Source organism: Streptomyces sp. NPDC048600, assembly GCF_055587025.1.
Genome location: NZ_JBVJGZ010000031.1, coordinates 79,853 through 88,519 on the forward strand (window position 1 = coordinate 79,853; position 8,667 = coordinate 88,519).

General features: G+C 71.1%; 6 protein-coding genes, 1 tRNA gene and 1 pseudogene. 4 read left to right on the top strand and 4 right to left on the bottom strand.

The window, feature by feature from the left end; translation table 11 throughout:
- Positions 1-5: 5 nt before the first annotated feature.
- Positions 6-464 carry a hypothetical protein gene (locus ACZ6SQ_RS32195; RefSeq protein ID WP_469568387.1) on the bottom strand — a complete coding sequence of 153 codons (459 nt, stop codon included), beginning with the start codon at positions 462-464 and terminating at the stop codon, positions 6-8.
- 425 nt (positions 465-889) lie between these two features.
- Here ACZ6SQ_RS32195 and ACZ6SQ_RS32200 point away from each other — a divergent pair, with 425 nt between their 5' ends.
- Positions 890-2,146: a helix-turn-helix domain-containing protein gene (locus ACZ6SQ_RS32200; RefSeq protein ID WP_469568389.1), complete on the top strand. Its 1,257-nt coding sequence runs from the start codon at positions 890-892 to the stop codon at positions 2,144-2,146.
- A 132-nt stretch (positions 2,147-2,278) separates the two neighbouring features.
- Here ACZ6SQ_RS32200 and ACZ6SQ_RS32205 read toward each other — a convergent pair whose 3' ends face one another.
- Positions 2,279-2,884 (bottom strand): DUF4232 domain-containing protein, encoded by a 606-nt coding sequence (locus tag ACZ6SQ_RS32205; RefSeq protein WP_469568391.1) that lies wholly within the window; start codon positions 2,882-2,884, stop codon positions 2,279-2,281.
- 389 nt (positions 2,885-3,273) lie between these two features.
- On the opposite strand from ACZ6SQ_RS32205, the gene ACZ6SQ_RS32210 reads away from it, so the two are divergent.
- Positions 3,274-4,413: a helix-turn-helix domain-containing protein gene (locus ACZ6SQ_RS32210; protein WP_469568393.1), complete on the top strand. Its 1,140-nt coding sequence runs from the start codon at positions 3,274-3,276 to the stop codon at positions 4,411-4,413.
- Between the two features lie 512 nt (positions 4,414-4,925).
- Positions 4,926-5,210, top strand: a pseudogene (locus tag ACZ6SQ_RS32215) (UTRA domain-containing protein); the annotation flags it as partial.
- Positions 5,211-5,724: 514 nt separating this feature from the next.
- On the opposite strand, the gene ACZ6SQ_RS32220 reads toward ACZ6SQ_RS32215, so the two are convergent.
- Together ACZ6SQ_RS32220 and ACZ6SQ_RS32225 are read right to left on the bottom strand one after the other, a co-directional pair.
- Positions 5,725-5,800, bottom strand: a tRNA-Arg gene (locus ACZ6SQ_RS32220).
- Positions 5,801-6,021: 221 nt separating this feature from the next.
- Positions 6,022-7,305, bottom strand: coding sequence for a M6 family metalloprotease domain-containing protein (locus ACZ6SQ_RS32225; RefSeq protein ID WP_469568396.1), 1,284 nt, complete (start codon positions 7,303-7,305; stop codon positions 6,022-6,024).
- A 431-nt stretch (positions 7,306-7,736) separates the two neighbouring features.
- Here ACZ6SQ_RS32225 and ACZ6SQ_RS32230 point away from each other — a divergent pair, with 431 nt between their 5' ends.
- Positions 7,737-8,348, top strand: coding sequence for a TetR/AcrR family transcriptional regulator (locus ACZ6SQ_RS32230; RefSeq protein WP_469568409.1), 612 nt, complete (start codon positions 7,737-7,739; stop codon positions 8,346-8,348).
- The last annotated feature ends 319 nt before the right edge of the window (positions 8,349-8,667 follow it).

Consider the following 8,667-nt stretch of genomic DNA (forward strand, 5'->3'; position numbering starts at 1 on the left):
CGCCGTTACCTGGCGCCCGCGCCCTTCTCCGCGATGCGGTAGATCCTGTGGCTGTCGCGGGCGATGTCGACGACCAGGCTGGTGGTGCCGCTGCCCCAGGTGAGGGTGACGACGGCCTCGGTGCGGTTGCCGACGCTGCCGTTGTCGGTGACCTTCCAGGCGAGCGGGACGTTCTGGGCGCGCAGGACGCCGTCGGCGTGCTCCCGGTTCTCCCAGGCCGCCAGCTGCTTCTGGAGGGCCGGCGTGAGGTAGTGGCCGCGCAGGGCCTTCGCCAGGCTGCCGCCGCCCTCGTCGGACCTCGCGTCGGTGTAGGCGCCGTAGAAGTCGGCGATGCGCGTGATGTCGTCCGACGGCTTGCCGCCGACACTGCGCGGGGCTCCGGCGGAGGCCTGGACGGTGGCGCCGAGGCCGAGGGTGACGGCGAGGAAGCCGGCGGTCAGCACGGCGCGGGTCTTGCTGCTCATGTGTGTGTTCTCCGTGGTCCGAGTGGTCCGAGTGGTCCGAGTGGTCCGAGTGGTCCGAGTGGTTCCAGTGGTTCTAGTGGTGCATCGGCCGGCCGGCGCGTGCTCTGGGCGATGCGGAGCCGCGCCGGTCGGCGCTGTCGGTGGTCGAGGGCCGCCCTCCCCACCCCCGTGGCGGAGGGCGGCCCTGGTCATGGGCCGGTGGGGCGTGCGCAGGGATGTCGTCCGTCGCCCGCGATGTCGTCCGTGGCCCGCCGCCGAGTGGTCGGTCCGGCCCTGGTCGGTGCGACACCAAGAGCATCGGGCGGCACGGCGGCCCGGCGCAACGCCGGACGCCCCCGCGCCGGGCATGGAACCATCCCAGCCCATCTGACGTGCAGATATATGGGCCGCCTGGGACACAGGGACACGAGGGAGACGGAGGAACGGTGCCGACCGGGGACGACGTCGAGCAGTTCGCCGCGCTGCTGCGCCGGCTGAAGGACCGTACGGACCGGAGCTACGGCTCGCTGGCCCGCCGCCTCAGCATGAACACCTCCACGCTGCACCGCTACTGCGCGGGCGAGGCGGTCCCGCAGGACTACGCCCCGGTGGAGCGCCTGGCCGCCTTCTGCGGGGCGACGCCGGAGGAACGCCTCGAACTGCACCGACTGTGGCTGCTCGCGGTGGCGGCACGGCAGCGGGGGCGGGTGGGGGAGGGGGTGGTGGAGCCGGAGGCGAGGGGGCCTGCGGCGAGAGAACCGGAGGCGAGGGAGCCTGAGGCGAGACAACTGGAGGAGCCGACGGAAGCGGCGGGCCCTCACGCGACGGCCCGGTCGGAAACGGCCCGCTCGACCGGACGGCCCTGGTACCGCCGACGCCGCACCGCCGTGGGCGCGGTCGTGGCCGCCGTACTGGCGGCGGTGCTGGCCGGTCTGCCGACGCTGTCGTCCGACCGCTCGCGCCACGACTCCGCGAAGCCCCCCGGCAGCTCCCGTACGACAGGAACCGAACCGTCTACGGACAGCGGGACCGGCAACATGGCCGGCAGCGGGACCGGCGTTCCCACGCCGGCGGACGCGCCGCTCACCTGGACCGCCGACTCCCAGGTCTGGGAGGGAGGCTGCGGACACGACTACGTCATCCAGAAGGAGCCGGACCGAGTGCCCCCGCCGCCGGTGGAGCAGGACGCCGAGGCGTGGGCGGCGACGCAGGGGGCGGTGCCGGGACGGCAGACGATGGTGCGGATCTCGGTGCAGGGGAAGTCGTCAACAGCCGTGGTCCTGGAGGCCCTCAGAGTCCGCGTCGTCAGCCGCGGCACCCCGGCCCCCGGCAACGCGTACGCCATGGGCCAGGGCTGCGGGGGCGACCTGATGCCCCGTGAGTTCTCCGTGAACCTTGACGTCGACCGCCCGATCGCCCGCGCGCGCTCCGGCGGCGACACCGCAACGCCCCTCCCCGTGGTGCGGTTCCCCTACCGTGTCTCCGCCGATGACCCGGAGGCGTTCCTGGTCACCGCGGTGACCGAGGCGTACGACTGCGCCTGGTACCTGGAACTCGACTGGTCCTCCCAGGGCCGCAGCGGTACGGCCCGCGTCGACGACCACGGCCGCCCGTTCCGCACCAGCGGCATCAAGGGCCTGCCCCACTACTGGTTCGGCACCGGCGGCGACGGCGCGCGCCAGTGGGTGCCCCTCGGCGCGTAGACGCCGAAGGCCCGCCACCTTCCGAGTCCTCGGAAGGTGGCGGGCGGTCGCGCCGGTGCCCGGCAGGGATGCGCCCCTGCGGCACCGGGGGCCGGGGGCCGGCGGAGACTTCAACAGACCAGGCCGGTCAGGTCACTTCGACATGATGAAATCGAGGGCGTAACCGGGAGCGGTCGTCCAGTAGGTGACGCGCTGACCGTCGTTGGCGTACAGCGTCTCGACGGGCATGGGGACGTTGACCGGCTCGCCCACCCTGCTGCCGGGCTTACGGCCCTGGAGGCCGAGCGTGATGCTCTTCGCCTCGTACTCATCCATGGGGCCGTTGACGAGCAGGGCGGCGTACGCCTCCTCACCCGGAGCCAGGGTGACGGGCACTCCCGGGTTCGGGTCGCTCTCCTTGATCACGGGGGCCGTGGTCCGGCCGGCACCGAGCCGCACGAGGGGGTAGCGGTAGAGGTTGCACTTCTTGTCACCGATGTTCTGGACGGTGAGCAGAAGGTGCCTGGCGTCCTCGCTGTCCGCGGGCTCCTTCACGGCGGACACCCCGAGGACCTCCTGGGGGCAGGCGGCGACGGCGGCCTTGGTGGCCTTGGCGGCGTTGGCGGTCTTGGCGGTCTTGGCGGCGACCGTCTGCGGCCCGGTGGGGGAGGCCGCCTGCGCCGACACACCACACCCGAGAGCCAGGACGAGACCGGTGACCACGGCGGCGCGGCGGCCCACAAGAGACTTCACGTTCATATGCGTGTTCCTTGTCTGATCGGTAGGAGGTCGCACGCGCCAACCGCCCGGTCCTGCGGACCTGGGGTGCAAGTCGGGGTGTCGTGGCGCTACCGGGCGGTCGGCCGCTTCAGCCGGTGCGACGGCCACAGCGTCGAACGCGGCCCGCCCCTGGGACAACCGCGGTCCGCCGACCTGCGACGGCGGAACGATCCCACCCCAGTTCACCTGCGGAAACAGCGAAGCCTGGGATGCCCGTCCGGGACGGGAACCCCATGGGGAAGGAAGTCCGGCGCAACGCTGGAACCGTCCCGGCCGTACTGACGTGCAGGTAGCGGGAGTACCTGGGACACCGGCCCGGGCAGGGGCGGGACGGCACAGGCCGACGGACGGATGCGAGTACGGACCACATGGACGCGATCCACGACGACGTAGCGGAGTTCGCGTTGCTGCTGACGCGTCTGAAGGAGCGCACGGACCGCAGCTACGCGGCGCTGGCCCGCCGCCTGGGCATGAGCGCCTCCACGCTGCACCGCTACTGCGCCGGAGAGGCGGTCCCCCTGAGCTTCAGCGGGATCGAGAGGTTCGCCGCGCTCTGCGGAGCCTCCCCGGAGGAACGCGTGGAGTTGCACCGCAGGTGGATCCTGGCGGTCGCGGCACGGCAACGATCGGGCACGTCCGACGCCCGGCGGCCACAGACGCCGCAACACACGACGATCACCACGACATCGGCGGCGTCCGCGAGACCCGACAGCCAGGCGACGGAGGCCGAACGCCCCCGCCGAAGGCCCTCACGATCGATGGCACTGGCGGCGGTGCTCGCCGTCGCACTCGCCGGCCTCACCACGTCCGCCGCCGGACCCCACCCGGGCGGTGGTGAACCGTCGGCCTCCGCCCGCACCGCACCGGGACCCTCGGTGCCGGCCCCGCTGACCTGGACGGCCAACTCCCACCTCTGGCAACTCGAATGCGACCACGACTACGTCATCGACAAGCCGCCGGGGGAGGTCCCGCCGCCACCGACCCCGCAGGACGCCGAGGTGTGGGCGGTGTCCCAGGGCGCGGTGCACGGACGCACCACCAATCTGCGGATCTCGGTGCAGGGACGGGGCAACGCGGCCGTCGTCCTGGAGGCCCTGCATGTGCGCGTCGTCGACCGCACCACCCCGGCAGCACCCCAGGGCACGGCGTACTCCATGTACGAAGGCTGCGGCGCCGTCCTGATCCCCCGCCACTTCGCCGTGGACCTCGACGCACGCCGCCCCCTGGCCCGCTCCAGGCCCGGCAACGACCCGGACAGACCGACTCCGGCGATCGACTTCCCCTACCGGGTGTCCCTACGGGAGCCGGAGGTCCTGCTGCTCTCCGCGGGCACCGCGTCCTGCACCTGCGACTGGTACCTCGAACTCGACTGGTCCTCCCAGGGCCGGAGCGGCACGGTACGCATCGACGACCACGGCCGCCCGTTCCGCACCGCGGGCATCAAAGGGCTACCGCACTACTGGTACCGCGACCCCGCGGGCTGGATCCCCATGTCCACCGCGAACTGACGGTCACCGGAACAGCTGCGGAGCGGGACAGACCTCCAAAGGGTCCTCCGGCCGATCGGCCCAACGCCACCAGAGATGCCGCCCCGCACACCTCCACAACGACCGGCAGCCGCGCCGACCATCGTCCTCCCGCCGCACAAGGACGAGCCCACCGGACTCCATGGCCCGACCACACGCAGGACAGCCGGGGGCATCATCGACCGTAAGCCGCACCCTAGGGCCCCTCCCACCCGCGGCGACAGCCCTGGAACCGGCTAGGTTGCCCGCATGACGCCTCCTGCGCGTACTCACGGCCCAGGCCGAGCAGGAACAGGACCCCGCACGACGCGAGCTCCTGAAGACCTTCCCCTCGGCGATCGACATGGCCGAGAACGGGGAACCCTGAGGCGCCCCGACGCCACCCCCAGCCACGCGCATGGCACGCCCCTGAACAAGCGGAAGGGCCAACCCAGGAGAAATCCTCTGAGTATCCGCAGTTTTCAGAGGTGGCGGACTCCTGCGCGTGGTGGTCGTTGCGTGTTGCACTCGGTACGCCGATCGCCGAACCCAACCCCGGCCCCGGCGGCATCTGCGCCCGCCTCGAAGAGCTGGGCCACCGCCTCGACCACTTCGAGGAGGAGATCCGCGCTCGTAGGCCGTCGCCCGCCGAGGTCAAGACACTGCACCTCGCCGCCGCGGTGCCCGTCATCCATCTGATCCGGACCGCCTTCGACACCGAGGGGCGAGCTGTCGAAGTCTGCGACACGGTCATGGCGGCGGACGCCTATGTTCTGTCGTACCAACTGCCGGCTACCTGAGAAGCAGAGTGGGGAGGCGGATGCAGTGACGGAAGAGACTTGGTGGCTCAAACAGGGAGACTCCCTGGTGGGAACGCTTCGGCTGGATGAGTTCGACATGTTCTGGACGGACTGTCGCTTCGAGCCTGGTCCCGGGTGGGCGGCTGTGCGCCCCCTCTTCGAGGCTTCACGGGATGCCTGGCCGGCACATGGTGTGGAGGGGCTTCTGGTTGCGGACGAACGCATCCGCCAAGCGGGGCTCGTTCACGTTCCGAGCGAAGGCGGTGATGCCGTGCGCGCCTTGGTGATCCGGATCCATGGAGATCGAACCCGGCTCAAGTGGTGACGTCCGGGAAGCCCAGCTCGGCCGCTGCCGAGTCGATTCGTCTAGCGCCACAGGCATTCTCGTGTGGGCGAGTAGCTGGGAGCTGATCCAGGCCTGCTCGGGAGACACCCATCCGTGAGCGGCCGCCCCGTTGATGCCAGAAGTAGACGTCAAAGGCCCCGGACCAAGATCGGTCCGGGGCCTTTGCGCTGGTGCCCCCGGCAGGATTCGAACCTGCGACACCCGCTTTAGGAGAGCGGTGCTCTATCCCCTGAGCTACGAAGGCAAGGTGGTGCGCGCATGACGAACACCGCCGCCGACAGTGTAGCGGGTGGTCGTTTGCGGGGCCGGGGAGTTAGGGCCGGGCCGGGGAACGGGAAGCTCACCACTCCGTCCGGGAGCTCGAGGCGAGGTGCTGGACGATCTGCTGCTCGGCGTCAGGACGCCCGGACCTTCGCGCGCCCGGACCTCCGCACGCCCCGACCTCCGTGCGCCGCTCAAGATCCCTCACCCCCGAGTGACCCGTATCCGGTAGACGCCCTCCAGGTCCGCGCCCGCCACCTTGATCGTGATGCTTCGGGTGGGGTCCTTGAAGGTTTCGCCGGGGGAGAAGGGGGCGTCGGAGAGTTCGGCGTGGACGTTGGGGCTGCGGGTGCAGCCGCCGCTGTCGCGCTGGGAGTCGTAGACGCGGATCGGGCCCTGGCCGGTGTCGATGTCGGCGTCGACCTTGTAGATCAGGACGCCGGGGCGGCAGATGGACTCGTCGTTGCCGCCCCGGGTGCGCAGTTCGACGGCGTAGCCGGTGCGCTTGTCGAGGGGGACGAAGACCAGCTTGGCGCCGCCGGTGGTGGAGAGGGGGGTGAGGGCGTGCTCGGTCGTGCCCCGGGCGGCCGCGCAGCTGATCTGGGAGGTGTCCAGCCAGCCCAGCTTCCACTTGTGCCAGCCGAGGAAGTCGTTGTTGGCCCCCCAGTCCTCGCTCATGATGTCCCAGTGGCCGACCGCGCCCCCGCCCTCCTGGGTGTAGAGGTCGGGCAGGCCGAAGACATGGCCGTTCTCGTGGGGGAGGACGCGGTAGCCGGTGCGGTCGTAGGAGCCGGAGCCGTCGTCCTGGCGGGAGTAGACGAAGGACGCGTTGGCGACGGGGACGCCGTCGGCGACCGGGGCGTCGGTGTTGCCCGCGAAGGTCACCGACAGGACCGTGTCCAGGGCGGAAGGGCCCGCGTTGGGGGTGACCAGGACGTTGAGGAGGTCGTAGGAGCGGAAGTCGACCCTGGGGTCGGCCGAGGTGATGATGTCCTGGACCAGGCGGCGGTAGCCGGGGTCGAAGGGGGCGCCGCGCTCTATGCCGTACTCGGCGAACGGCTTCGGCATCCGCAGCCAGCCGGTGATCGGCGCCTCGGGGCGGTAGTCGAGCCGGCCGTAGCTGGCGGTGCGGAACCAGTGCTGGGTCTGGGGGAAGAACTCCCGGAAGCGCTCGAGGGCGGGTCCCTCGCCGGGCGCGTCGGAGAAGTCGATCATCAGGGTGAGGGCGCGGACCGTGCCCGTGGAGGGGGAGTAGCCGGCCGGCGTCGGGACGCCCTCCGACATCTGGACCTCGGCGCCGCCGTTGATCATGCAGGGCGCGAGGGCCGAGGAGCGCGCCAGCGCCGCGGGACCCGGGCCGGATGCCGTACCGCCGAGCGTCAGGCGGCCGGCGCCCGCGGAGGTGCTGACCGCGAGGGTCAGGGCCGTCACGGAGGCGAGGGCGGCGGCGCGGCGCGGGCGTATGCGGCTGGTCGGCTGCGGCTGCATGCGGGGGCCCTTCGGTCTCCGGGCAGCCACCGGTCACCGGCTGCACCCTTTCGATCACCCTGTGCCGGGGGATCGGGGTGCGCTCGCTGGAAGAGACCGATCGTGCGATTCCCGCTCCGATGTTTGTGACTCAGGTCACATGAAATCTCTCGAGAGTCGGGAAATAAGCGGGGAGCCCATCCCCGTTTAATCGTGCGTACGGCGAAACGGGGATCCAGTCCCCGGATCGGATCCAGGGGTCACCGCCCCAGGGGCTTCGAGGGGTCACCGCCCCAGGGTCCAGTCGCCGGACACCCCGGCGGGGCGCGAGCCCCGACCGGACAGAGAACGAACGAGCACCGACCGAGTACCGACCGAGTACGAACCGAACCGATCCGACCGAGGAGTACGCCGTGACGACGACCGCCGCCACCCCAGTGCGCCGCCCGGCGATGCGGCTGCGTGCCGACGCCCTGCGCAACCGGGAGCGGATCGTCTCCGCCGCCCGCGAGATGTTCGTCGAGTTCGGCCCCGACGTGCCGCTCGACGAGATCGCCCGCCGGGCCGGCGTCGGCAACGCCACGGTGTACCGCAACTTCCCCGACCGCGACGCCCTGGTGCGCGAGGTCGTCTGCTCCGTCATGGACCGTACGGTCGCGGCGGCCGAGGACGCGCTCGCGGAGACCGGGGACGCCTTCGAGGCACTGGAGCGCTTCACGCACACGGCCGCGGACGAGCGGATCAGCGCGTTGTGCCCCATGATCCAGAGCACCTTCGACCAGAACCACCCGGACCTGGAGGCCTCGCGCCTGCGGTGCGAGGAACTCGTCGAGGCGATCATGGACCGCGCCAAGGAGGCCGGCCAGCTCAGGCCCGATGTGGGCTTCGGCGACCTGATGGTCGCGGTGGCCCAGCTCAGCAGGCCCCCGGCCGGTGCCGCGTGCCTGGAGGTCGACCGGTTCGTCCACCGCCATCTTCAGCTGTTCCTCGACGGGCTGCGGGCTCCGGCCCGCTCCACCCTGCCGGGGAAGGCTCTGACCATGGAGGACCTGCGCAAGGCCTGACCGATCAGTTCAGCGCTCCACTCCAGTCATCACTCAGGCACCACGCATAACGAGCTCGCGGCGACCGGCCGCCGAGCCGTCCCCGACCACGCCCTTTTCACCGGACACGTCGGCCTGACACGTCCGCTCGATACGACCCGATTCTTCCGTCACGAAGTCCCGAAGTGGGTACCTCCATGTCTGAAACAGCTTCCAAGGCCGCCTCCCCGGCCTCCCTCGCGCCCGATCCGGGTCGCTGGAAGGCTCTTGTCTTCATCGCTCTGGCGCAGTTGATGGTCGTGCTGGACGCGACGATCGTGAATATCGCGTTGCCGTCGGC

What these genes read in the sequence shown, in the direction of transcription:
- ACZ6SQ_RS32195 (WP_469568387.1), bottom strand. Translation starts at nt 464, where the DNA reads ATGAGCAGCAAGACCCGCGCCGTGCTGACCGCCGGCTTCCTCGCCGTC.
- ACZ6SQ_RS32205 (WP_469568391.1), bottom strand. Translation starts at nt 2,884, where the DNA reads ATGAACGTGAAGTCTCTTGTGGGCCGCCGCGCCGCCGTGGTCACCGGT.
- ACZ6SQ_RS32210 (WP_469568393.1), top strand. Translation starts at nt 3,274, where the DNA reads ATGGACGCGATCCACGACGACGTAGCGGAGTTCGCGTTGCTGCTGACG.
- ACZ6SQ_RS32225 (WP_469568396.1), bottom strand. Translation starts at nt 7,305, where the DNA reads ATGCAGCCGCAGCCGACCAGCCGCATACGCCCGCGCCGCGCCGCCGCC.
- ACZ6SQ_RS32230 (WP_469568409.1), top strand. Translation starts at nt 7,737, where the DNA reads ATGCGGCTGCGTGCCGACGCCCTGCGCAACCGGGAGCGGATCGTCTCC.